This window comes from Synechococcus sp. MIT S9220, from assembly GCF_014304815.1.
GTDB lineage: Bacteria > Cyanobacteriota > Cyanobacteriia > PCC-6307 > Cyanobiaceae > Synechococcus_C.
The window spans coordinates 1,396,188-1,417,681 of the sequence record NZ_CP047958.1 but is presented as its reverse complement, the minus strand read 5'-3'; the positions used below and the strand labels follow the sequence as shown (position 1 = coordinate 1,417,681).

The following is a 21,494-nucleotide window of genomic DNA, read 5'->3' as shown; positions in this document are numbered from 1 at the left end:
TAACAGCGAAGCTGTCCAGCTTGCCCAAGACTTCCAGTCCGACATACCTATTTGAAATTAGTACTACTAGTAATTATTAGAAGTACTTAGTAGCTATAGGCATGATGACTATCGCTAGGAGAGTTGCTGATTAACCCTAGAGTCGTAAATCACCAAACCAGTTGTGGTTTTGCCCCTATCGAGTCAAGAAATCCTCTTTTGAGACGCTCATTGTCGGAAGACAGCTCAAACGTCATAGACCCATCCATTTATCCAACTGCGTCCAGACGGGCTCCACAGCCTTCCTCATGGCCTCGTGGCCGTACTTGCCGCCATACATGTTTGCCATATGTGAGTGAGACAGGACATGACCGAGCATTGCTTCTAGACCGATCTGATCTGCTTGTTCATCACGCGCCAGCTTTGTCAGTCCATGACGGAATGAGTGAGACGTGACTTCAGAGTTCACAGTCTTCAGCCACTTGTTGATGGTTGCTTGTGACCCCCATGCAAAGTCAAACCCTTTCAACATCTCCACGATTTGAGGGGGTAGGGGGATGGTTCTCTCGCTTGCTTTGTTCTTTGCAGTCCCCACGGCTACCTCCATCGTTCCTTTGCTTAGGTCAAAGTCCTCTGCTTCTCGCTTAAGCACCTCAGAGATCCGTGTCCCGCAATAAGCCTGGATCAGGATCGGTAGCTGGAACCGAATATCCAGGTTCGGTAGGAGGTCCTTCAGTCCTCGATAGTCCTGCTCCTCTGCTGGTGTTATGTGGTCAGCTTCACCTGCTGCATAGTCAACCAACCCGAACGGGTTCGATTGACCTGCCAGTAGTCCGCTCTTGATGCAGGTATCAACTAAGCCACTGAGCAGAGTGCACTTATTGGCGATGGTGAGACCACTCAACCCCTGCTTCTCCATCAACTTGATCCAGTCTCTGATGGTTTTTGCTGACGCCTGTTGCAGCGTGAAGGGCACCTGCTTGATCGAGATGCCTACGTTCTTGTGCCAACTGGCTGAGTAAGGCTTCTTGTGCTTGCGCTTACGAACGCTCTCCGCTTCACGGACTAGGTCCAGCCAGTCGGTCTGATGTGGTGGGGTTATCTGAATCTCTGGGTCTTCACAGAACTCACCCCATGTGGTCTCTCTGTCAGGAACCTCTTCGATGCTCTCAACGTCTGGACGTCCATCGACCTTGTAGGGGATTGGTCCCGGCCATTCGGTTAATGGCTTTTCAGCTGGATGCTCATCCCAGCGATTGAAACCACTAGATGCTTCCTTCTGCAGCTTCCTGATTGCCTGCGCTGCTCTTGCTGCAGCTCTCTCTGGATCCCTGGTCTCAAGGCTTTTCACATGCCGCTTGCCACCCAGCCATATCTGGACGATGTAGATACCGTTGGTCCGTCGTTGGATTGTTTTCTTGGGTCTGCCCATCCGCTGTCGTTTTACGAGTTTTACAACGATGACGAGGTAGAAACCCTGTGATCACCAGTTCTAACTACTAAACACGGTCAATGACGACATGACAGACAACAGCGAACTTGCCGGATTGCAGGCTCTTGTCGCCGACGTTGGCGGCGGCAATGTGATTGATGCCGAACTGCTTGAGGGATGCACGGTTCAGGCGCATGAGCTCGATGAGATGGATGAGGACCAGGCTGCTCGTGTGGCGGCTCACTGTTTCTCCGTTCTCTTTGATCACAAGGTGGAGCAGTTGGAGGGCACGGCTGCTGATGCTGCGATAGGGGTCTGGAGCGGCAAGGTTGACGGCTTTGCTTTCACCATCAGCCGTGAGGATCTCGGTGACCTGGTGCTTGATTTCAGCGTTCCTGATTGATGACCGTTGATGAGCTGCGTCAGGACCTGTCCCAACGGATCGGTCGACCTGTTGAACTGCTGTTGGCGCGCGATGGCGAAACAGTCATCGAGTTATCCGATCTCTACCAACCCTCTCCTGCTGGTTTTGGAGGACGCTTGCGTCTTCGTGATGGAACGGCGATGAACTGGGAGCTGTGGCTGGAGGACGGTGACAGCTGGAACTTTCACAGTGCGCCGTTAGTGGAGTGATGACGACGTGCATCGACGCATTTGGTGGCTTCGCGGTGATGGCTGTTGTGGCGATCTGGGCTTGATCGTTGCCATGCATGGCTCCCTGATGGGACTGGGACGGCAGTTTGCGCGAACAAGATGGATCTTTGTTGCGCTAATTGTTGAGTATTGTGTTTTTGTCGCTGGGTCTTGATGAGATTTGTTGTGAGAGTTTTTGTTTGCTGAATTTATTGTTCTGTGCATGTCCTTGTCCCGCATATTGGCAGCTTGATTGCTGAGGTGCGCAGGTGGCTGAAAGTCCTGATCAAAGTGGCGACTTGCCATTCAAAGAGCCTGTTGATGCTGCCGAACTGAATCTCGGGCTTGACCCCATTGAGGCTGAAGAAGTTCAAAATGTTGAGATTGCAAAGTCTCCATCGGATGCTGTTGAAGCTCCGTCATCCTTGGAGTCAGAAGATCATGGGGATGAACTCTCTGTCTCTCACCTGCTCCAACAGCTTTCGCTTGGATTAGATTCGCTGAAACAGTTGAATCTTGAGGGCTTTAAGCAGATTTACCCGATCTTTCTGATTGTCTTCGGCTCGGTGATTCTCGGTTTGCTGCTGTCATTTATCACCACATTTTTGAGCTCCATGAACCATCTGCCGGTTGTCGGTGGCTTGTTCCAGGGAGTCGCTGAGCTGATTGGCCTGGTTGCTGTCGTGCGACTGATTACTTCGAATTTATTGCTGCAGCATCGACGAGCAGAAGTGTTCGCGCGTATTGCCGCATTAAAAAAAGATCTACTGGGAGGGCAGGAATGAATGTGTTGATTGCTGTGCCCGACCTGATCGGTCCTATTCCTCGATTACAAATCCAAAACTTTCAAAAACCTCGTCATTGGCGTGGATGATCTTTCGGGCACCTTCTTGCTGTTTGACAGCGAATCCAGTTTGGGCAAGACGCCTCATCAGAGCAGCTGTGTCTTCGAATCGTTCAGCCATGTCTTCAAGGGTTCCGCAATCTGCGGAGAGGGTGGATTCATTCCAGGTGAAGGAGGCCATGGCGATTTCGGAAGAGGGTGAACCAGTGCTGCGTCAGTGCAGATTTGACACGAGTTTAAAGCTTTTGTCTGAGCAGTGCTGATGCCAAGGGTCTGCTGGACCCTGCCACTGGTTCAGTTGGCGCTGACGCTCTGCGCCAGTTCTTGGCCGAATTCCTCATGCAGCCCCAAGCGTCCATCGATGTCAGAGACACGATCGGCCTTATCTGCCAGCGTCAACATCTCCTGCTTCGAGCGAGGTGGTGCTTCGTTGGCTAGCACTACATGCAGAGGGCAGTGCAAGTTCTGAACCTGTGCCAGCCACCAGCGGGAGTCGGAGGCCGCATCCAAACCACCGCTCACGAACGCCACGCTCGCAAAACGAGCTCCCGGCTGCCGACTGATCTGTTGCTGCTCACGCAGGCGTTGAGGCGTTAGCAGGTTGCGATTGACCCAGACATGGCGACGAAGCATCAGTTTCAGGATCGCTCGACTGGTGTTGAGTCGATAGAGAAGCGGTCCGATCAGTGGCAGTTCCACCAGCCGTCTGACCCAGTTGAAGCTCTGCCCTGCTCGTCCTGTCATGGTTGGAAGCGGACCTCGGAACGTGGGTGCAACCACCACGATCTGTGCCCATTGCCGTGAGCATTGCTCGGCGAGGCCGAGAGCGATGGGAGCACTGTGGCCCGCCGCCACAACATTGATTTTGTTCAGATCAGCACCTTGAAGGTGTTGAAGAATGCCGGTTAAAGCCTCACGCAGGGTCTTGGCGTTGTACGCCATTGCTGGACGTTCGCTATCTCCAAATCCCGGCCAATCGAAGCTCACCAGCTGACATGGTTCACCCATGGCATCAGCAAAGTCATGCCACTCGCCCCGGCTCGACACGGTGCTCAAGGCTGGTAGCAGCAGCCAGAGGTCGCCGTTCTCTGGACCGCGACGTTCCAGCGTGACGCGAACGTCGCGGCCATTCAGGTTGACGTGGAGATTTTCGGGTACACCACCGATTCGGGAACGAAGGTTCATGGTGACGTCGAGGTATTCGACTTCGTGCATGGTTCCAGCTTCGCTCTGAAGCAGTGGTCTCCCAATGGATGTTGCAAAGATTTGCCGTGCCCCACTCCATCAGTCGTGCTGGTTCGAAAGGCCACCCGCAATGAGCGAGTGGCTTGGTCAGTAGCCATGTGGACCACAACCTCAGGGTTGAAAGGCTCTTCGTTCGAGGTCGCAGTCTCCGTTAGGGGACAGGCCTTGACGGCGCATGGCCTGGACTTCCGCTCTTGCGGCTCGCAGATCAGCGCGGAAGACCGGATCGTTCTGCAATTGAGCAACGGTGCCTGAGGCGATGATCTGGCTGGCTTGCACATCACTCAGCCAGTGCACGTTGCAGATGTAGCGGCTCTTCCCGTACTCAATGCCTCTGGCCAGGATTGCATCGCGACGTTCCGGTGCGAGCTCACTGAGAACCAGTGCCCATGCCCATCCGGCAGCGGTGTGGCCGGATGGGTAGGAGCCATCGCCTCTCAGCAGGGTTTCCTCGTCGGGCGTGCAGATTGGCTTGCCGTTGACCATGAACGGCCTGGGGCGTTGATAGTTGTTTTTGGCTTTGTAGGTCGCAAGACCGGCGTCGGTCAGTGTGCGTCGCAGCAGGGTGTAAAGCCTTGGTGTTCCTTCCTCGGTGATCGGCACGCCCAGAGCGCAGGAGTAGATCGCTGCGGCCTCAGGGAAATGCAGATTGGCATCAATCGCTGCCACTTCCCAGCGTGGGCCTCCCTGGAGCGGGAAGGTTGATTCGGCATTGGCCACATCCAGGTCGTAGGCCATGGACCCCTTCATGGGATGCGCCGGCAGAAGCTTCAGCGAATCGGGCACGGCATCGGGCGCCAGATAGCCCTCGAGCAGCCCATGCTTGATGGTCTTGAGATTCGTCGGTGAACCAACATCAGGTTCGCAGTAAGTCGGTGTCTGTGCTCCTGCTGGCAGGCCTGCAACGCTGATGCCTGCAATCAACCCGATCGCAGCGCAGCTGTAAGCGAATCGACTCATTGTTAGTTGTTGTTCGTTCGTTCACGGCTTAGCAACTCGGGAGATTCAGTCCCAACAGTCATGGCGTTAGGTTTGCACTCCGTGGATCAGCCGGTTCGCAAGGGCTCTTCAACTTCGGGGCTTCATCAGCAGTGTGAGTCCTGATGCTGTGATCACAACGGTGAGCACTCCCAGCAGCGCTGGATAGAACGACTGCAGATTCAGCCAGCCGAATCTGCCGGTGTGAATCTTGAGTAACCAGAATGCATCAATTCCTTGCTCCAGCAAAACGCTGTAGAGCGACCCGCTGATTGCCGTGAGCAGGAGTGGTGCCGCTGCAATGGGAACAAGCCAGCGGTGAACGCGTTGTGCCTGACGCTGTGAATGGAGGCCGCGTTTCATTGCTGACGCAGTTGTTGATGCAATTCACGCTCATCTGCGCAGGGCATCCAGCGACCGTTGTTTTCATGAACAGCCTTGCAGCCGATCTGTTCAGCGCGTTCACGTGCTTCGGCTTCTGTTGCGTAGAGGCCTTTGCTGTGAGCCAATGCAGGCTTAGGCATCGCCAGGCCAGACATCACAACAGCAGAAATGCAGGCAACGGTTGTGCATGCAATCGCCAAGGCAGAAAAAACCATGATTCAGATGCAGGTTCAGCGCCTCTCGCAGTGTGCAATCAGCTTGAGCTGAATCAAGTTTGCCGGTGCTGAGTGTGCGCTGGTTGTTGCTGAAGCCGCTTTGAGCTTTTTTGTTGCAGCTGAGTGGTGTCACAACGGTGGCCATTGATAACCATTCTCATCACAATGGATGCATCGACAGATTGTGCATGCGCGCTCTCACTTTCACGTGTATCGCCGCCATGGCCGGTATCGGTGGTTTCTATCAAGCTCCAGTGTTGGCTCATGCCGGCCATGGCGATGAGTTTGTCCAGACCGGTTCCGTGGGCCAGGTGAAGGCCAACCCCACCCGCGATCAGATGCTCGGGATCGTCTCTGAAAAGCCCAAAAAGGAGGCCAATGGTCAGTTGAGCGTACCGAACGTTGCCATCGTCAAGGCCTACGGACAGCCCTACGTCTTCGTCTTCAGCGGAACCACCTACGACCCTGTTGTGATCAAACCGGGCTCTGTTTCTGTGAATCGCACGGTGGTTCTCGACGGTGTGACAGCAGACGAGCAGATTGTCGTCTCTGGTGCGTTGTCGATCTTCGCTGAGTCGCAGAAGAACAAGCGCTGAACCCCGTTCTTCTCCCTTTGTTTTGCGGCGATTCAACGGTTCAACGATGTTCAACAATCTGCTGAACGACATTCTGCGCTGGTCGATTGCCCGCAGATGGCTTGTGCTGATCAGCTCCGTGCTGATCAGCCTTCTCGGCGTGGTCAATGTGCTGCAGATGCCGTTGGATGTGTTTCCGCCATTTGCACCACCACAGGTTGAAATTCAGACCGTTGCGCCCGGTCTGGCTCCTGAGCAGGTCGAGCATCAGATCAGTGAGCCGATCGAGTCGGCAGTCAATGGCCTTGGGGGGGTGGATCTGGTGCGATCCGCCTCCAAGCCTGGTCTGTCGATGGTGCAGGTGGTGTTTCGTGATTCGGCCAGCTTGGATCGTGCCCGGCTGGCTGTGTCGGAACGCTTGCAGCAAGTGCGGATGCAACTTCCTGAGTCGGCGGAGGCCCCGGAAATTTCGCCGTTGCTCTCTCCTCTGGGAACGATTCTTCAATACGCGTTCACGCTTCCGGAGAGCGCCTCCCCCGAGCAGGCTTTGCAGCTGCGCAGCGTTGTGCAGCGCACCTACGAACATCCACTGCTCGCCATTCCCGGTGTGGCGCAGGTCACGATCTATGGGGGTGACCATCCGCAGACCCAGTTGCAGCTTGATCTCAAGGCTCTGCAGGATCAGGATGTCGCCTTGAATGAGCTGGTTGAAGCAGCTGGCAACGCTCAATTCAATGGCCGGGGCGGGGTGCAGATTTCTGGTGGTCAGGAGCGTCTGGTCCTTAGCGACCATGCCATCAGCGACAACGACGACATCACACGGTCCGTGGTGCGTGCGGGTGATGGTCGTGCCATTCCGCTCGGCTCGCTTGCAGAGGTGAGATCTGGAGCTGCGCTGCGGCGCGGCGAGGCCAGCCTGAATGGACAACCGGCTGTTGTGTTGATGATCAACAAGCAGCCTGATGTTGATACGCCTCAGCTGACACGCACTGTTGAAGACAGCATGCGACGGCTTCAGTCGTCACTTCCTGCGGATGTCTCGGTGACTCAGACGTTCCGTCAGGCGAAGTTCATTGAAATCGCCATCCGCAACGTCAGTGAATCTCTCCTACTTGGCGTGGTGATCGTTGCTGTTGTGCTGCTGCTGTTTTTGATGAACTGGCGCACGGCCTTGATTGCCCTCAGTGCCATTCCTCTGTCGCTGCTTGTTGGACTGTTGTTGATGCGTGGGCTCGGCTTGCAACTCAACACCATGACCCTCGGGGGACTGGTGGTGGCGATCGGTTCCGTTGTCGACGATGCCATCGTCGATATGGAAAATTGCTACCGGGGTCTGCGCAGCAATCGGCTTCAGGACAAGCCGTTGAATCCCCTTGAGGTGGTGTTCAACACCTCGGTTGAAGTGCGACAGCCGGTGCTGTTTTCCACCTTGATCATCGTTGTGGTGTTTGCACCGGTCTTCACGCTCAGTGGTGTGGAGGGGCGCGTTTTCATGCCGATGGGGATCGCCTATGTGCTGTCGATCGTTGCCTCGACAGCCGTCGCGCTCACCTTGTCACCGGCACTCTGCGCCTTGCTGCTGAGTCGTGCACCCCTGCCGGCTGCCGCGTCATGGGTGGAATCCCGTGTTCAGCGTCTCTACAAACCTCTGCTCGAGGGTGTTCTGAAATCTCCTCGCCGGGTGCTTGTGCTGGCCGTGTCTGTGGTGATCGCCACCCTGTTGATTCTTCCCAGTCTCGGCCGGGTGTTCTTGCCTGAGTTCCGGGAGCAGTCACTGGTCAACTCGATGGTGCTTTACCCCGGTGTCTCGCTCGAGATGACCAGCCGAGCGGGTCGACTTCTCTCCCAACAGCTCCAGTCCAGTGACGATGTGGAGTGGGTGCAGGTGAGAGCCGGCCGGGCGCCGGGTGATGCTGATGGCGCCGGAGTGAACATCGGCCATGTGGATCTGGAGTTGAGTGATCAGGCGATGCGAGACCGTCCTGCTGCGATCGCGCGCATCCGTGAGGAGTTTGTTGGCCTGCCGGGTGTGGCACCCAACGTCGGTGGATTCATCTCCCACCGGATGGATGAGGTGCTGTCGGGTGTACGCAGTGCCATCGCGATCAAGATCGCCGGTCCTGATCTGGTGGAACTGCGTGATCTCGGAGAGCAGGTCCGCGATGTGGTGGGCGAGGTTTCCGGTGTGGTTGATCTGCAGCTGGAGCCGCAGTTGCCAGTGCCTCAGATCCAACTGCGCATTGATCGCGAGGCGGCGCTGCAGGAAGGCGTGAGCGTCGCCGCACTGGCGCGAGCCGCTGAGGTGGCCCTGCATGGCACGACCGTTGGCCAAGCGGAATCCTCCGGCGTTGCGGCCCCACTGGTCGTGACGCTTCCCACTGAGCAGCAGGGCGACCTGCAGTCGCTGCAAGAGCTTCCGATCCGAACGGTATCAGGGGCCTTGAAGCCACTCGGTGATTTCATGACCTTCGACCAGACGACGGGCCCCAATGAGGTCAACCGTGAGGATGTCTCCAGGCGGATCGTCGTCTCGGCCAATGTCGCCGGTCGCCCCCTTGGGCCGGTGGTGAATGACATTCGTCGCCGTGTAGATCAGTCGGTGAAACTGCCCTCTGGCTACACGCTGCGCTATGGCGGACAGTTTGAGTCTGAACAGCGTGCCACCCGTTCTCTGGTGCTCTACAGCCTGCTTGCCGCTGCGGTGATCGCGGCAGTGATGGTGGTGGCTGTCCGTTCTCTGCCCGCGACGGTTGCCATCCTGCTCAATCTTCCGCTGGCTCTGGTTGGAGGCCTTGTTGCCGTTCTGCTAAGTGGCAGCGTGCTCTCCGTGGCATCGCTGATCGGGTTCATCACCCTGTTCGGTGTGGCAGTGCGAAATGGGCTGCTGCTCGTTGACAACTACAACCGACGCCACCAGAGGGGCGAGAGCCTCAAGGAGTTGATCCGAGCCGGCACCTTGGACCGTCTTAACGCAATCCTGATGACTGCCCTCACCTCATCGCTGGGGATGCTGCCACTGGCTCTGGCCTTCGGGGCCGGTAACGAGATTCTGCAGCCGTTAGCGATCGTGGTGCTGGGTGGCCTGATCACTTCGACCCTGCTCACGCTGGTGGTGATTCCTGCTCTTTATGCACGGTTCGGATCCAGGTTGCTTGCTGATGTCAGGCGCTGAATGTTCAGGAGTCAGCCCGAGCAACAGTGGCTAGTAAGGAACTGGCTAGCCATTCAGCGCGTTTTGATGGTCCGGTGTCAGCTGTAATGGGGTCGTCATCGACGGTTGATGTACTCGTCGTCGGAGGCAGTGGGCGCGTCGGCGCCTCAACAGTGCGTTGGCTCCATCGCCTCTCCTGCCGTTGCTGCGCGAGTGCGCCACTCAGAGTTGCGATTGGCGGTCGCAGCAGGGCCCATTTTGAGGCTGTGCGCAATCGCCTCGATCTCCCAGAGCTCGTCTTCAGGCCGGTGGATCTTGAGGCTGAGAGGAACTCGCTCGTCGCCGTGGTGCGTGGAGCAAAGCTGGTGGTGCATACGGCCGGACCATTCCAGGGGCGGACGCAACCTGATCTGCTCCGTGCCTGCATCGAAGCAGGAGTGCCCTATTGCGATGTCTGCGATGAGTACAGCCTCAGTCGCCATGCCAAGGACCTCTCGGGAGAGGCCGCGGCGGCTGGGATTCCTGCCGTGGTGTCGTGTGGAATCTGGCCTGGCGTCAGTGCACTCATGGCGGCGGAGGCGGTGCAACAGCTTGGGGGGCCGGCGAGCTGTGAACGCATTGAGCTGAGCTTTTTCACAGCTGGAACCGGTGGTGCCGGTCCCACCATCGTGAGTGCCACCTTTCTGCTGCTGGCCACCAAAGTGCTGACCTATCGAGATGGCAGGCTCACGCCCAAAGAGCCATGGACCGAGCGTCGGCTCGTTGACTTTGGTGATGGTGTGGGCAGGCACGCCTGCTATTTGCTCGACAACCCCGATGTACCCACGACCGTTGAAGCATTGGCTGTTGCCAACTGCGCTTCTCGCTTCGGCACCGCGCCGGCTGTCTGGAACAGTCTGTTTGCCGCTATGAAACTGTTGCCGAGCGATTGGCTGCTCAATCGCGCTGCGATGCAGGGCTTGGCAGCGGTCTCGATGCCTGTGATCAGATTGGTCGACAAGCTTGTCGGAGCCACCAATGCCATGCGTGTTGATGGCTTCAGCAACGCTGATGTCAGATCAGGTTTCCCTGAAAAGGTCACGCTGCGCTGTGTGCATGCAGATCTCGAAGATTGCGTGGGTCAGGCCACAGCAGCCTTCGCGATGGAGCTGCTGCGAGGGCGTTCAGGCCAAACGTCTGCAGAGCAGACCATTCCCGCAGGTGTCTGGTATCCGGCCGAGCTGCAGGCAATGGCACGCAACAACATCCTTGAGGTGGCGCGTGAAAACGCTCTGATCTGGGAGATCTGAACTGGCAGCAGCATGATCACGTTGGCCTGTGCCGCGAGATGAAGCGGAAGCCAATTACACCTTGAATCCAGCCACTGCTTAATAGCGAGCCCCGTTGGGCAGTTTGCGGAATTCATCCCATACTTCGCACGCCTCGCATTTGAGGATCTGGGTGAGTTTGATCTCACGCTGTTCCTTTGGTTTCTGCATGTCCTGATTGATGGCTTCATCGGAAAACAGATCGTTGTAGTCCGACCAGGACGCCGCGTAGAACACGTTGCGAATGCCAGCCCAGTAAGCCGCGGCGTAACACATCGGACAGCATTCACAGCTGGTGTACATCACACAGCCAGACAGATCCCAGGTTCCCAGTTGTTTGCAGGCAGCTCGGATTGCGTTCACCTCAGCATGGGCGCTCGGGTCAAGATCTCTGATCACGCTGTTCCCGGCCGAGGCTACAACCTCGCCGTTCTTTGCAATAACAGCTCCAAATGGTCCCCCCGTTTTGTTGTCCAATCCGGCAGCGCGCATTTCACGGATGGCTTCACGCATCAAGGCTTCATCGTGTTTTGCTGCCATGGCCAGGAGGAGCACTCTTCTCAAGCGTGTCGATGACCATGTCTCACGACAATGGAAGGAACGAAAACGACAAGCTCTCTGCGTTGCCATTGCAGGATTCAGCGGCGAGTCATTGGAAACCAGGACCATTCACCTGCGCAATGAGGCCATCACCAAAGAGGAAGGCCGCCCTTCCCGATGGAAAGACGGCCTAAGTCGCTCGTTTGTGCATTGTTCAACCCATCGCTTGTCGAGAAAGGAAGGGGTCGAAGCTTCTGGCTAGAGGCGCCCTGGGGCCATGCGCTCTAGGTGTCGGGTTGTTGTCTCCGAGGGCACCTAGGGCGGTGCGAGTGGAGCGTCGATTGGCGTGACGTATCTGATGTGTACCTAACCAAACGACCAACCCAGGTCATTGTTGAGACTGTTGGAGCAGGGGCCAGAAGTCAGTCTGCTTCTGCGATCTGCTCAGGTGGAGTGTCGACCATGCTTGGTTCCTCCGATTGCGTGGCCTCACTCTCCACCCGCAGAGACGTTTTTGGCATCGGTCGAATCGCGCATTGCCTTGGATGGCAAAACCTCCAATAGTGGAAATGGTGTGGCTGGATCGTTCCCTCATGGGCGCTGGCAAAGCAGCAGCTTTGATTGACTGATGGCGGCATTTGCGCAAGAGATTGAGGCCGGTGATGGCTATTCATCCAGGCGGACCAACGAGATCTTCAATCAGAATTTCAAGGACGCCACCCCTGAGGAGATTGAGGCGTCCCGCAAGTGGTTCGACCACGACAGATGGACTGAAGAGAACCAGGACCACAAGATTTGGAAGCCAGATCTGTTGGCCCCAGTGCCAGAGGGTCAACAAGGCCATGGTGTGTTCGTGGTGAAGCATCCACACAGCATCACCTTCATGTGTGGGCTTTGGGCGGTCGTGCTTGCGTTCAGCGACGAAGCAGGCAAGAGGCACAAGTATCCGGCCTGGACACTGGGAGTGAAGACCGGCAAACGGTTCCGATGTTCACCCTCAGCCATTCGCACATTGATCCTCGGCCAGTTTGATCAGGACACCTATGACAACTGGAAACAGCTTGTGATGAACAACCAGCAAGGCGCGTATGAAGCTCTTGCCTCTGCATGCGACTGGCTCGGACACAAGAAAAAAGTGGGCTTGAGCTACCTCAGTGGTCGATCGTCGATGCAGCTTTTAACGGACATGGGGATTCGATGTGAGAGAGACCATGCCTTCCTTTATCCCCATTACAAAAAGATGTTTGAGGAGAGGCTGTTGAACGAAACCAGGTCGGAATATGAAGAGTGGCTCAAACATGCTTCAAGCGACCATCGAGAGATGTTTAAGCAGATGGTCTTGAACACCAAAAGAGAGAACCCAAGGCTCACTGAAGCGGCTGCACGACAACAGGTCATGACCACCCTTCATGAAATGGGCGTGATGTCATAAAACCATGCCGCCAACCTGTTGTTATGGATGGTTCATCAATGTCTTCAGCATCAAGTGATTCCAGCTTTCTCAGTGATGATCAGGACTTGATTGCACAGAACCTTGATCAGATCATTCATTCGGACACCTACAAGCTGGCTCACCATGACCTTGACCTGCTGAATCGTTCGTCGATGCGCGGGGTCAGGATGCTTTTGGAGATTAGTAAGCCAGAGCTAAGGCTTGAGGAGGCTGGAATTACCTCGACCATCATCGTCTTCGGAGGTGCTCGCGTTCAAGAACGCTCAGCTGCAGAGGCGTGTCTGGCGCAATCAGTTGATGCACTGAATGCTGACCCAAGCTCCCCCTTGTTACAACGCAAAGTGGATCAAGCCCGAAGACTTGTAGAGCTTTCAGGTTTCTACGATTCAGCACGTGAATTTGCTTTTTTGGCTTCCAAATATGGCCAACAAGGTGATAGCTCCGCTTCTTGCTGCTCGAGCCATGTGATCGTGACTGGTGGCGGTCCTGGGATTATGGAAGCTGCCAACCGTGGAGCTTTTGACGCTGGCTGCCGTTCGATCGGTTTCAATATTGATCTTCCCCATGAGCAATATCCAAATCCTTACATCACTCCAGAGTTGTGTTTTAAATTCAACTACTTTTCACTGCGTAAGTTCCATTTTGTGATGCGCTCTGTTGGTGCAGTGTTGTTTCCAGGCGGTTTTGGCACGTTGGATGAGCTTTTTGAAGTTCTGACACTCCGACAAGTTGGGTCTAAAAGTGCGATGCCGATCATTCTTTTCGGCACTGATTACTGGTCACGATTGATTGATTTTGACTTCATGGCCGACTCGGGTCTGATTGATGATAAGGATCAGCAATTATTCCAGTTTGCTGATACAGCTGACCAGGCTTGGAGCATGATTCGTGATCAAGCTCAAGCGTCCTCCTGAAGGATTGAGCCTAAATCGAGGTATGGCCTCGGCTGAATCAACAGCCCTGTTTGACCCAGGTCTTTGACTTGATTGGACGTCTTTTGCGTCATTCGAGGTAATTTCAGTTGTAGAGACTGAATTTGATGTGAAGCGTTTTCTCGCCACGGTGATTGGCTTAAGTGCTATGGCTGCCCCGGCCTTTTGCGCTGAACAAATCAGCTTTCAGCTTGGTGAATTCGAGCGATCCATCCCGATCGACGAACTCGCCGACTACGCGGCTGGCAAGTCTCCTGGTACTGCGCTCGCCGATATTCTTCGTCTGTTTAAACCTTCAGAACAACAGGCACTCCGCAAGGCTCTCAATCAGTCGGCGCCGGTGAATGCCGTGATGGCATCAAACTATCTATCGACGCCTTTGGGCCGTCGAACGCTTCAACAGTTGGTGAAGCTGATCAATCAGCCCACAGACGTTGCAGCAAATGCCCTGGCCTCAGCATTGATCGAGGGAGCTGCCAGCAACAACAGCATGGGCATGATCGATGTGCTTCAGGCCTATCCATTGCCCACGATTCCTATTGACGTAAGGGCCGTCGCTTCGCTGCTGCGTTCCCTTAATCAGGAGTTCAATCTTCAGAACAAGTTGTATTCGCGTCTGGCTGAACTGGAAGGCACTCCAGAGACTGGTCCAGATCTTCTGGCAGCCGCGAAGCCAGGCAGCATCCGCTTTCAGCAGTTTCACTTCAGCTTTAAGGGCCGTGTTGTCGACAACATCAAAGCCGGCGCCTATCTGCCTGACTCGTCGACGGCTCAGAGCAAGGCTCCCCTGGTGGTGCTTGCGCCCGGACTGAACACCGACATGAATGCCCTTTTGTATGTGGGGCAGACCCTGGCCAGTCATGGATATGTGGTCGCTTCTCTCGACTTTCCCTTCACCAGCGCCGATACCATGACGGCAGCCATCAAGGGCACAGGAGCCATTCCTCCTGCGAACGCCTGGTATCGCCAGCCGATCACAGTCAGTGAATTGATCGATCAGGTGGAGAAGCGCTGGGGGAATCGGGTCGACACACAACGGGTTGGCGTACTCGGTCAGTCCCTTGGCGGTTATACGGTCACGGCGCTTGCTGGCGCCAAGCTGGACTGGCCCCATCTGGTTCGTGGTTGTGAGCAGCTGAATGATCCCCGCACAGTGGTTCTCAATCCGGCGATCGTCTGGCAGTGCAAAGCACCCGGTCGTGTGGTGAAACAGACAAGCTTTCGTGATCCCCGCGTCAAGGTTGCTGTGGCGGTGAATCCGGTGACCAATCCGATTTTCAGCAGTCGATCAATCTCCCATGTGGAGGTGCCGATGCTCGTGATCGCTGGCATGAATGACGTCTTTGCTCCGCCTGTCTCCCAGCAGCTCTCCCTGTTTACGAGCCTCCGCCAGCCAGGCTCGGTTCTGGCAGTTCAGGAGAAGGGCACCCATCTTTCCTTCTTGGATGCCACCTCAAACCTTCCACCAGTGATCACCGGCCCGGATCAGTCACTCGCCAGACAGGAGCTTCAGGGGATGGCCAAACTGTTCTTCGACAGGAATCTGCTTGCTGATTCAGGGACTGTTCCGCTCGCGCCTGCGGGTGATGGAGCATTCCAATCTGGTGGAGCACCTCTTTCTTTGCTGTTGCGATCCTCGTTAACCATGCAGCAACTTCAGCAGGTGGAGCCAGGCCTGAAGGAGGTTCCCTGATTGCACGACTGCTCAGAACCTTTTGGCCAGAATCATGTGTGCTGAACATCACTTGAGCGTTTTCGATCTTTAGACAATGGTCAGCAAGCCTGGCTCTCACTTATTCCGTAGTTCTTTGATGACTGCAATAAAAAAGGTGGCCGCAGCCACCTTTGTGTTGGTTGTGTTGGGTTGATAGCTGAAGTCAGCTGTTGCTCCAGCTGAACTGTGCGCCCAGACTGATCAATTGTGCATGGGTCAGTGAGGAGTGGTTTTCGTCATAGGGGTTGCGAATCTCATATACCCCTGTGACCTCGTCGTAGCTCATGATTGTGCGAGCGTGACCGCCCCATCCTGCGCATACGACACGGTCGCTGTTAACGAGTGTTTGCAGCTCTGCAGAGCTCACATTGTTTACGCCGACGCCTGACGCGCTTGCATTGCCCCAGCTGGAATTGAGTCCAGTGATATGGGTAATCGCGTCAGTGGTGAACCCCCAGCTGATGCCTTCATCACCGGCAATGCCGTAGCGGTTTGTCGCTTCTTCTTGATTAAGGCGACCCGACTCATTCAGTTGTGCATAGGCTTTTTCCGCCAGGGCAACCCAGAGTTCATTGTGGTCTGCCACCACGCCGTCGATTGCGTCGCCCGCGCCGGTGTCGGCATGCAGGTAAGTGCCATCGGCTTTGGTCGCCATCATGCTGTCGACGGTGACGTAATCAGCCTGCCCGTTGGTATAGAAGCGAACGCTGTAGGTGCCGTCACCATTGTCAGTGAACATGTCCTCAATAATCGACACCTTTTTGTCGGCGGTGCCGGCAAGAGCGGAGAGGAAATAACAGGAGCCTGTCGCTCCTTGATCAATATCACCGGCGCTGTAGCCACCGATCTCCAGGGTGCCTCCGGCCTGGGTGTAGGTGCCGGTGTGAATCATCGGCCTGTCGGTGCCGAGCATGTGTTTCCCAATCAGCAGATTGAGGTTCTGGGTGCTGGTGCCGGATTCCAGATTGCCGAGATCATCAACGATGCTGTCGTAGCCGGTGTAGTGATCATTACTGGCATCCCCGAACACCACCTTTTTGGAGAGGCCGGCAATATCAGCGCGCATGGTGCCGCTGAATATGTTGTGGAATTGCTTTAGATCGGTCAGCTCGGTATTGGTGACAGATCCATAGTCGCCAGCACTTTTAAGGATGCCGATCACGTCGTCGCGGCTGAATTCGTTATCGAGTTTGATTGAGTTGAGCGTGGCGTTTTTGACGCTGCTGTCATCAATCAAGCAGTTAGTGATTTGTTCAAAGCAGTCGGCCTGGCGGCTGATGTTGAGATTGAAAGCAGTGGCGCCTTTGTTGTTCCACCAAGAGGTGTTGTGGCTGTAGATGCGGCTGGTGTAGTGGCCTTCACTCAGGTAGGTGCTGATGTTTTCATCCTGGGTTCCCCACTTGTTCGACCAGGTGACCAGTGATCCACCCTCGTCATAGAGAGCCAGACCAACGTTGGCCGAGAGACCTGTGAGCGAGAGGTCAAAGTTGCCGGATTTGCCGGCATAGAAGGAGAAGTAATCGTTGCTGTCACGATTCCAGCCGCTGCGGTAACCAACGGTGCCGATCACCTGTTTGTCATCGCGATAGGCGACGGTGCCGATGTCAGCTGCATTGTGGAAGCTGTCGGTGACGTCGTAGCCGCTGCCCTCATGGGCGGAGAATCCGCTGCCAATCGTGAAGTTGTAGTGGGTTTCGGTGCCGGTGGATTGACCGCGATCAAAGCGGTCTTCTGCGAGCAGGTTGTTCACCTCTGCGCGTTCGCCGAGATAGGAGAGCAGATCCGGATCAATGTCAAAGATGCTTGGCATTGGCATTGGCACAAAGCCCATGGCGCCGGACCTCGTATCTCCGGTGAGTGGATCGAGCTGGGTTTGTGCGGTGTTGAGATCTGTTGGGCCAGCCTGATTGGCTTGATTGAGCTTGAGCAGGTCAGTGCTGGTTGTGGGTTGTGTGCTCAGGATGTCGCGGCGGCCGAGGTGACCATCGGTGAGGAGATCGATCTGGGCTTGATCGCTGTTGTCTTGCTGGCGATCACTGCCTTGATCGCTCAGGGCAGGGACCCAACCAAAACCTGTTGGCTGACTGGTGTGGTTCTGGATGGGTGTGCCCTGGTTCCAGAATGCAGTACGAGGCAGGTTGAGTGTTGCTGCGCAATCGTTTTGAGCCTCATCTGCCAGCGCAGAGAGCGGATCATGGGCGCTCAGAGGATCGAAGAAGGCCAACTCGGGCTGGAGATTGTTCTGTTGGGTGAGGCCGTAGGCGGAAGCGTCTCCTCCAGGGAATGGCTGGTAGACATTGCTGGCGTCCAAAACGCCGAGGAGCTCGCCTTGGAGGTTGAACTCAAGCATGGGAGGAGGTGAGAACGTTGGAGACCGGATTGGGGCCTGGCCTCTGAATGAACTCAGCTTTCCCGTTTTGTTGATTGGCCTTGATGATCGAGATCAAGAGGAGCTGTGATTTTGCTCACAGGTGTTGGACACCCATTCAGTTGAGGTTCTGGAAGCAATGGTTCAGCTGCTTAATCCAGCCTGTGGGATACCTTGCATGGCTATCAGTGACTGTGGTCGCCGATCACGTTGAGTTTGAGCGAGAAGCAATGAGCCTTGTGCTCGCGCATCACTTCCATGTCAAGGTCGGCACAGTTAAGGATGTCAGCTCAGGCGAAGCAACATCCGCGCTGTGTCTCTGCAGATCATGGTTTTCGCGAGTGGATCGATCGTTGCCTGCTCAATCCATCGGCCTGCGAGCTCGATGTCTTCGTAGGGGTAATCCGTGGAGAACATGATGCGTTCCGGGCCGAGAGTCGCGATCGAACACTGCAGTGCCGCATCATCACAGACGCCTGAGGTAGTGATGAAGAAATTTCGTCGGAAGACGGCGCTGGGTGTGGTGCTGATGTCGTTGCGATAGCTAGTCGACGCATAACGACTGTCCAGTCGCCAGAGATAAAAGGGCAGGTTCTCACCCATATGTCCGAGGATCACGTTGGCGTTGGGATGTTTGTCGAAAACGCCTTTCACAATCAGACGCAGCGCATGGGTAGCGGTGTCAAATGACCAGCCCCAAGTGGCACCATCGAGTTCTTTCACCATCGAAGCGGGTTGGTTGGTGGGAAGTCCGGGATGGAGATAAAGGGGCACATCAAGCTGCTCGAGCGTCGACCACAGCGGATCGACTCTGGGGTTGTCGAGGTATTCAGCTTGTGTGCTGCCATTGACCAGAGCTCCAACGAAACCCAGCTCGCTGACGCATCGCTTCAGCTCCGCGCAAGCGGCATCGATATCCTGCAGATTCAGTGCCGCAAAGCCTCTGAAGCGCCGAGATTGCTGCTCGATTGCTGCGTGCAGAGCGTCGTTCGCATGTTTGGCCATGGCCGATGCTTCGGTCGAGTCGGCGATCGCTTGAATACCCGGCGCAGTCTGTGACAGTACGGCGATCTCAATACCGGCCTTGTCCATATTGGCTAGTCGCTGTTCAGCCAGCTCAGGCAGTAACGGTTCAATCACCCCCAGCACTTGTGGGTCGAAAAACTCCAACTCTTCTGATTTGGGGAGAAGTTCTCCGATGGAGAAGTGTTCTTCGAGAGCGATCTTATTGATAGTTCGCTCGTGATCTGTTGCTGCCTGTGATGCTGGGATACGGCTCTGGTTCACTATCAGACTCTCTAATTACCTTGGGTTTTAGAGGAATGGTCCCTGAGCTGTCTCAGATTTGTTGTGCAACTGGGCGTGATTGTGGGCAAACGCTGGATTCAGCAACTGCATCTAGTTTTCGAATCGCGTGCTTGTGCTGATCGATCAGTCGTTACTGAAGAAGCTGGTATCCCAACATCGCTTTTCCCTACTGCCGCTCGACCTTCACTTTCATGATTGCATCGGGTGCTGGCACGTACGCACGAAGGACTCCATAAAAGTCTTTGCCAGTGGGGATTCCGTTTTTTCCACTTCCATCCGGACTGAGTGTGATGGTTGTTGTTCCGTCTTGGTTCGGCTCTGAGGAGAATGTGGTCTGGTCGTAGATCTTCAGATCGTTCGGGATCAGCAGCTTGTTATCGGTTCCGTAGAGGGTCACTGAAAAGTAGCCGCCAGGGTTGTAGAGCCCTGCAGGCACAGTCACGACATACGTCGCATCACCGCGCAAAGGCGCACCGCTGTCGTCGACCAAGATGGTGCCGTAACGGACCGTGTCGGAAGGCGTTCCTAACTGGCCCAACTTCACTCCGGCTGCGAGGTCGAGGAAGCTGACGTCTCCGCTGACCCGACCGAAGGCGTCATCGGGGTTGATATAGGTGATCACCGTGTCGATCACGGCCTGGGCGTTCTTTTCCGTCTCTGGGCTGAATTGCTGGACCTCACGCTGCATGTCTCCCTTGCCACCCTGCATCTGGAATTGGCTACGGGAGGCGACGACTGCGTCCAGGTTTTCGACGACGACCATCCTGGTCAGCACAAGACCTTGATCCGTTTCAAGCTCAACCACCTCAAAGTCGCCCTCGGGCATCGCTTGGCTGGGTCGTTTGAGCAGGATCGGTTTTGTTGGGTTGGTGATGACAGCCGGCACATTGTGCTTCATATCGAAGACCGACACCGACAAGAATTTGTCGTAAGTCGGCGTCGTCAGGATTGCCGGGCCATCTGAGATCGAAAACCAGTTGTAGCCGTAGTCGACAGTGGCTTGTGGCGTGACCACGGTGGTGTCGCTGGGATCCACCAAGCCGGTGAACTTGAAAGTGCCCTTCTCGTTCTTCTCAAGCCAAGTGTTCATCATCTTGACCTGTTCCTGATTTGGATACTCCCTCAAGTAGGACTCGACAGTTTCCTGTGCTGCTGCCATTGGGCTCAAGGTCAGCAGAGGCAGGAGGCAGAGGAAACGACGAAGGCGGTGAGACATCTCAGAAATTCTGAAAGGCGAACGTGGTCTTGATCCCTATAAGGGAGATTTTTGCAGCAATCCGACTAATGCAGGCATGCTCAACACATTTACTGACTTTTAGCAGCGGATTGCATTTCGGGAACTTTCCAACTTCCATCAAAATAAGGCTTTTGCGGAGAGTAGATCCGCAGCGTTGCATTGGAGCCTGGGTAAATTTCTAAGAAATTTTCTTTGACTGAATTCTTTCCGAAATTAAGCGTATAGTTGCCATCTTTATCCTGCTTCGCAAAGGAGCTATTTACATTGTAATTCTCTCCTTGGGCGAATCCATCTTTGTCGTAGACAGTTACCGACCAAAAAGCATTGCTTGCCATAGGGACATCCTTCAGTACGAGTGTGAATTCTTCGTCAGATCCAGGGATGTTAATGGAAGGATAGACAGCTCCTTCTTTTGTCAGAGCCCCCCACCCGAAGGCAACCCCAATATTTCTCATCTCCGAACTGATTTCACCCTTGTCGCCAAAGATTTCTTCGCTGCTAATACCTTTTGCCTCTTTTTCTTTTTGATAGTCAGATCGCATTGAAAGCATTTGGCTCCTATCCCAGTCTTTGGTTTGCACGAATTTGCCGCGATTCTTCTGGCGAATTGTTATTTCATCTTGAATGTCGCCAACCCGCTCAATATCGGCGGGATCCTGCATGTTTACTTGGGTGCGAATGATGATAAATGCGAAGCGACTACCCACCATTTCTTCTGTTATCTCGTAGACGCCGGGCTTGCTAGTCACCAATGGAATCCAGTGATAAGCGCTAACGACTTCCAGGATTTGCAACCGATCGGAGGTTGGCAAGGTGATTGTTGCTGGACTTTTCAAGTCAACAACAGCTGCTGAGTACAATGTGTCGAAGTTTGGCCTCAATATAGTTCTATCTTTGGGATCCATTGCCTTTCGGAAATGCATGAACACACCCATCCCATCTGAACAGGTTGCTTTTGCAATTTTTTGAACATAATCACCGAGGATTATTTCAGTTTCAGCAAACGCGTAGTTGTCTGTATTGACTATGGCTTTCGTCGTTGAACTTTCTTTTTTAAGAGCAGGCTTAATGTCGTTGCACTCAGATGGCCTGCTGCTAGCAAAACCAGAAGTATTAGCACTCATCGCCAAGGTTGCTGCGATGACAGTCGCAAGACAAAAAGCAGGCTTGATCCGATTCACTATTTAAGCTTCAAAAGA

20 protein-coding genes are annotated in these 21,494 nt (G+C 55.0%); 9 read left to right on the top strand and 11 right to left on the bottom strand.

All coding sequences use genetic code 11. The annotated features are described in order from the left end of the window. Positions 1-232: 232 nt before the first annotated feature. On the bottom strand, positions 233-1,411 hold the full coding sequence (locus SynMITS9220_RS07540; RefSeq protein WP_186988312.1) for a site-specific integrase: 1,179 nt from the start codon (positions 1,409-1,411) through the stop codon (positions 233-235). Between the two features lie 88 nt (positions 1,412-1,499). Between SynMITS9220_RS07540 and SynMITS9220_RS07535 the strand changes: the two genes are divergently transcribed. The 3 genes from SynMITS9220_RS07535 (at position 1,500) to SynMITS9220_RS07525 (ending at position 2,829) form a co-directional block, all read left to right on the top strand. Continuing rightward, positions 1,500-1,814 carry a hypothetical protein gene (locus SynMITS9220_RS07535; protein ID WP_066909796.1) on the top strand — a complete coding sequence of 105 codons (315 nt, stop codon included), beginning with the start codon at positions 1,500-1,502 and terminating at the stop codon, positions 1,812-1,814. Continuing rightward, the gene (locus SynMITS9220_RS07530) at positions 1,814-2,044 is read left to right on the top strand and encodes a hypothetical protein (RefSeq protein ID WP_186988310.1); all 231 of its coding nucleotides are present in this window, start codon (positions 1,814-1,816) and stop codon (positions 2,042-2,044) included. Before SynMITS9220_RS07535 ends, SynMITS9220_RS07530 begins: the two co-directional genes overlap by 1 nt. Positions 2,045-2,313: 269 nt before the next feature. Then, positions 2,314-2,829, top strand: coding sequence for a CAAD domain-containing protein (locus tag SynMITS9220_RS07525; protein ID WP_186988308.1), 516 nt, complete (start codon positions 2,314-2,316; stop codon positions 2,827-2,829). Positions 2,830-2,862: 33 nt separating this feature from the next. Here the strand turns inward: SynMITS9220_RS07525 and SynMITS9220_RS07520 are convergent, their stop codons facing one another. The 5 genes from SynMITS9220_RS07520 to SynMITS9220_RS07500 all read right to left on the bottom strand — a co-directional run bounded on the left by SynMITS9220_RS07520 (position 2,863) and on the right by SynMITS9220_RS07500 (position 5,650). Further along, complete coding sequence (locus SynMITS9220_RS07520; protein WP_186988306.1) at positions 2,863-3,069, bottom strand: hypothetical protein; 207 nt, start codon at positions 3,067-3,069, stop codon at positions 2,863-2,865. Between the two features lie 113 nt (positions 3,070-3,182). Further along, positions 3,183-4,103 carry an alpha/beta fold hydrolase gene (locus tag SynMITS9220_RS07515; RefSeq protein WP_186988304.1) on the bottom strand — a complete coding sequence of 307 codons (921 nt, stop codon included), beginning with the start codon at positions 4,101-4,103 and terminating at the stop codon, positions 3,183-3,185. 141 nt (positions 4,104-4,244) lie between these two features. Then, entirely contained in the window at positions 4,245-5,093 is an 849-nt protein-coding gene (locus tag SynMITS9220_RS07510) for a phosphatase PAP2 family protein (RefSeq protein ID WP_186988302.1), read from the bottom strand. Between the two features lie 108 nt (positions 5,094-5,201). Continuing rightward, the gene (locus tag SynMITS9220_RS07505; RefSeq protein ID WP_186988300.1) at positions 5,202-5,474 is read right to left on the bottom strand and encodes a hypothetical protein; all 273 of its coding nucleotides are present in this window, start codon (positions 5,472-5,474) and stop codon (positions 5,202-5,204) included. After that, entirely contained in the window at positions 5,471-5,650 is a 180-nt protein-coding gene (locus SynMITS9220_RS07500) for a DUF3721 domain-containing protein (RefSeq protein WP_370594394.1), read from the bottom strand. The genes SynMITS9220_RS07505 and SynMITS9220_RS07500 overlap by 4 nt, the downstream gene beginning before the upstream one ends. Before the next feature lie 248 nt (positions 5,651-5,898). On the opposite strand from SynMITS9220_RS07500, the gene SynMITS9220_RS07495 reads away from it, so the two are divergent. The 3 genes from SynMITS9220_RS07495 (at position 5,899) to SynMITS9220_RS07485 (ending at position 10,725) form a co-directional block, all read left to right on the top strand. Next, complete coding sequence (locus tag SynMITS9220_RS07495) at positions 5,899-6,306, top strand: efflux RND transporter periplasmic adaptor subunit (protein WP_186988296.1); 408 nt, start codon at positions 5,899-5,901, stop codon at positions 6,304-6,306. Between the two features lie 46 nt (positions 6,307-6,352). Continuing rightward, the gene (locus SynMITS9220_RS07490; protein ID WP_186988294.1) at positions 6,353-9,457 is read left to right on the top strand and encodes an efflux RND transporter permease subunit; all 3,105 of its coding nucleotides are present in this window, start codon (positions 6,353-6,355) and stop codon (positions 9,455-9,457) included. Between the two features lie 86 nt (positions 9,458-9,543). Continuing rightward, entirely contained in the window at positions 9,544-10,725 is a 1,182-nt protein-coding gene (locus SynMITS9220_RS07485) for a saccharopine dehydrogenase family protein (RefSeq protein WP_186988292.1), read from the top strand. Positions 10,726-10,803: 78 nt separating this feature from the next. Here the strand turns inward: SynMITS9220_RS07485 and SynMITS9220_RS07480 are convergent, their stop codons facing one another. After that, a complete protein-coding gene (locus SynMITS9220_RS07480; protein WP_186988290.1) occupies positions 10,804-11,283 on the bottom strand; it encodes a nucleoside deaminase in 480 nt (159 codons plus the stop codon). A 628-nt stretch (positions 11,284-11,911) separates the two neighbouring features. Here SynMITS9220_RS07480 and SynMITS9220_RS07475 point away from each other — a divergent pair. The 3 genes from SynMITS9220_RS07475 (at position 11,912) to SynMITS9220_RS07465 (ending at position 15,361) form a co-directional block, all read left to right on the top strand. Then, positions 11,912-12,715 carry a hypothetical protein gene (locus SynMITS9220_RS07475; RefSeq protein ID WP_186988288.1) on the top strand — a complete coding sequence of 268 codons (804 nt, stop codon included), beginning with the start codon at positions 11,912-11,914 and terminating at the stop codon, positions 12,713-12,715. A gap of 23 nt (positions 12,716-12,738) precedes the next feature. Next, positions 12,739-13,650 (top strand): LOG family protein, encoded by a 912-nt coding sequence (locus SynMITS9220_RS07470; protein WP_370594319.1) that lies wholly within the window; start codon positions 12,739-12,741, stop codon positions 13,648-13,650. A 127-nt stretch (positions 13,651-13,777) separates the two neighbouring features. Beyond that, the gene (locus tag SynMITS9220_RS07465) at positions 13,778-15,361 is read left to right on the top strand and encodes an alpha/beta hydrolase (RefSeq protein ID WP_255482974.1); all 1,584 of its coding nucleotides are present in this window, start codon (positions 13,778-13,780) and stop codon (positions 15,359-15,361) included. Positions 15,362-15,545: 184 nt separating this feature from the next. Here SynMITS9220_RS07465 and SynMITS9220_RS07460 read toward each other — a convergent pair whose 3' ends face one another. From SynMITS9220_RS07460 to SynMITS9220_RS07445, 4 genes are all read right to left on the bottom strand, one after another. Then, a complete protein-coding gene (locus SynMITS9220_RS07460; RefSeq protein WP_186988286.1) occupies positions 15,546-17,732 on the bottom strand; it encodes a C2 family cysteine protease in 2,187 nt (728 codons plus the stop codon). Positions 17,733-18,035: 303 nt separating this feature from the next. Further along, positions 18,036-18,920 (bottom strand): amidohydrolase family protein, encoded by an 885-nt coding sequence (locus tag SynMITS9220_RS07455; RefSeq protein ID WP_186988284.1) that lies wholly within the window; start codon positions 18,918-18,920, stop codon positions 18,036-18,038. Positions 18,921-19,224: 304 nt separating this feature from the next. After that, entirely contained in the window at positions 19,225-20,148 is a 924-nt protein-coding gene (locus tag SynMITS9220_RS07450) for a DUF1214 domain-containing protein (RefSeq protein ID WP_255482973.1), read from the bottom strand. 215 nt (positions 20,149-20,363) lie between these two features. Continuing rightward, a complete protein-coding gene (locus SynMITS9220_RS07445) occupies positions 20,364-21,476 on the bottom strand; it encodes a DUF1254 domain-containing protein (RefSeq protein WP_186988282.1) in 1,113 nt (370 codons plus the stop codon). Positions 21,477-21,494: the final 18 nt, after the last annotated feature.

Excerpts from the sequence above, each read along its gene's own strand:
- SynMITS9220_RS07460 (WP_186988286.1), bottom strand. The coding sequence starts at position 17,732 with ATGCTTGAGTTCAACCTCCAAGGCGAGCTCCTCGGCGTTTTGGACGCC.
- SynMITS9220_RS07475 (WP_186988288.1), top strand. The coding sequence starts at position 11,912 with ATGGCGGCATTTGCGCAAGAGATTGAGGCCGGTGATGGCTATTCATCC.
- SynMITS9220_RS07505 (WP_186988300.1), bottom strand. The coding sequence starts at position 5,474 with ATGAAACGCGGCCTCCATTCACAGCGTCAGGCACAACGCGTTCACCGC.
- SynMITS9220_RS07450 (WP_255482973.1), bottom strand. The coding sequence starts at position 20,148 with ATGAACACTTGGCTTGAGAAGAACGAGAAGGGCACTTTCAAGTTCACC.
- SynMITS9220_RS07485 (WP_186988292.1), top strand. The coding sequence starts at position 9,544 with ATGGGGTCGTCATCGACGGTTGATGTACTCGTCGTCGGAGGCAGTGGG.
- SynMITS9220_RS07500 (WP_370594394.1), bottom strand. The coding sequence starts at position 5,650 with ATGTCTGGCCTGGCGATGCCTAAGCCTGCATTGGCTCACAGCAAAGGC.
- SynMITS9220_RS07490 (WP_186988294.1), top strand. The coding sequence starts at position 6,353 with ATGTTCAACAATCTGCTGAACGACATTCTGCGCTGGTCGATTGCCCGC.
- SynMITS9220_RS07495 (WP_186988296.1), top strand. The coding sequence starts at position 5,899 with ATGCGCGCTCTCACTTTCACGTGTATCGCCGCCATGGCCGGTATCGGT.
- SynMITS9220_RS07470 (WP_370594319.1), top strand. The coding sequence starts at position 12,739 with ATGGATGGTTCATCAATGTCTTCAGCATCAAGTGATTCCAGCTTTCTC.
- SynMITS9220_RS07515 (WP_186988304.1), bottom strand. The coding sequence starts at position 4,103 with ATGCACGAAGTCGAATACCTCGACGTCACCATGAACCTTCGTTCCCGA.
- SynMITS9220_RS07480 (WP_186988290.1), bottom strand. The coding sequence starts at position 11,283 with ATGGCAGCAAAACACGATGAAGCCTTGATGCGTGAAGCCATCCGTGAA.
- SynMITS9220_RS07530 (WP_186988310.1), top strand. The coding sequence starts at position 1,814 with ATGACCGTTGATGAGCTGCGTCAGGACCTGTCCCAACGGATCGGTCGA.
- SynMITS9220_RS07540 (WP_186988312.1), bottom strand. The coding sequence starts at position 1,411 with ATGGGCAGACCCAAGAAAACAATCCAACGACGGACCAACGGTATCTAC.
- SynMITS9220_RS07535 (WP_066909796.1), top strand. The coding sequence starts at position 1,500 with ATGACAGACAACAGCGAACTTGCCGGATTGCAGGCTCTTGTCGCCGAC.
- SynMITS9220_RS07520 (WP_186988306.1), bottom strand. The coding sequence starts at position 3,069 with ATGGCCTCCTTCACCTGGAATGAATCCACCCTCTCCGCAGATTGCGGA.
- SynMITS9220_RS07510 (WP_186988302.1), bottom strand. The coding sequence starts at position 5,093 with ATGAGTCGATTCGCTTACAGCTGCGCTGCGATCGGGTTGATTGCAGGC.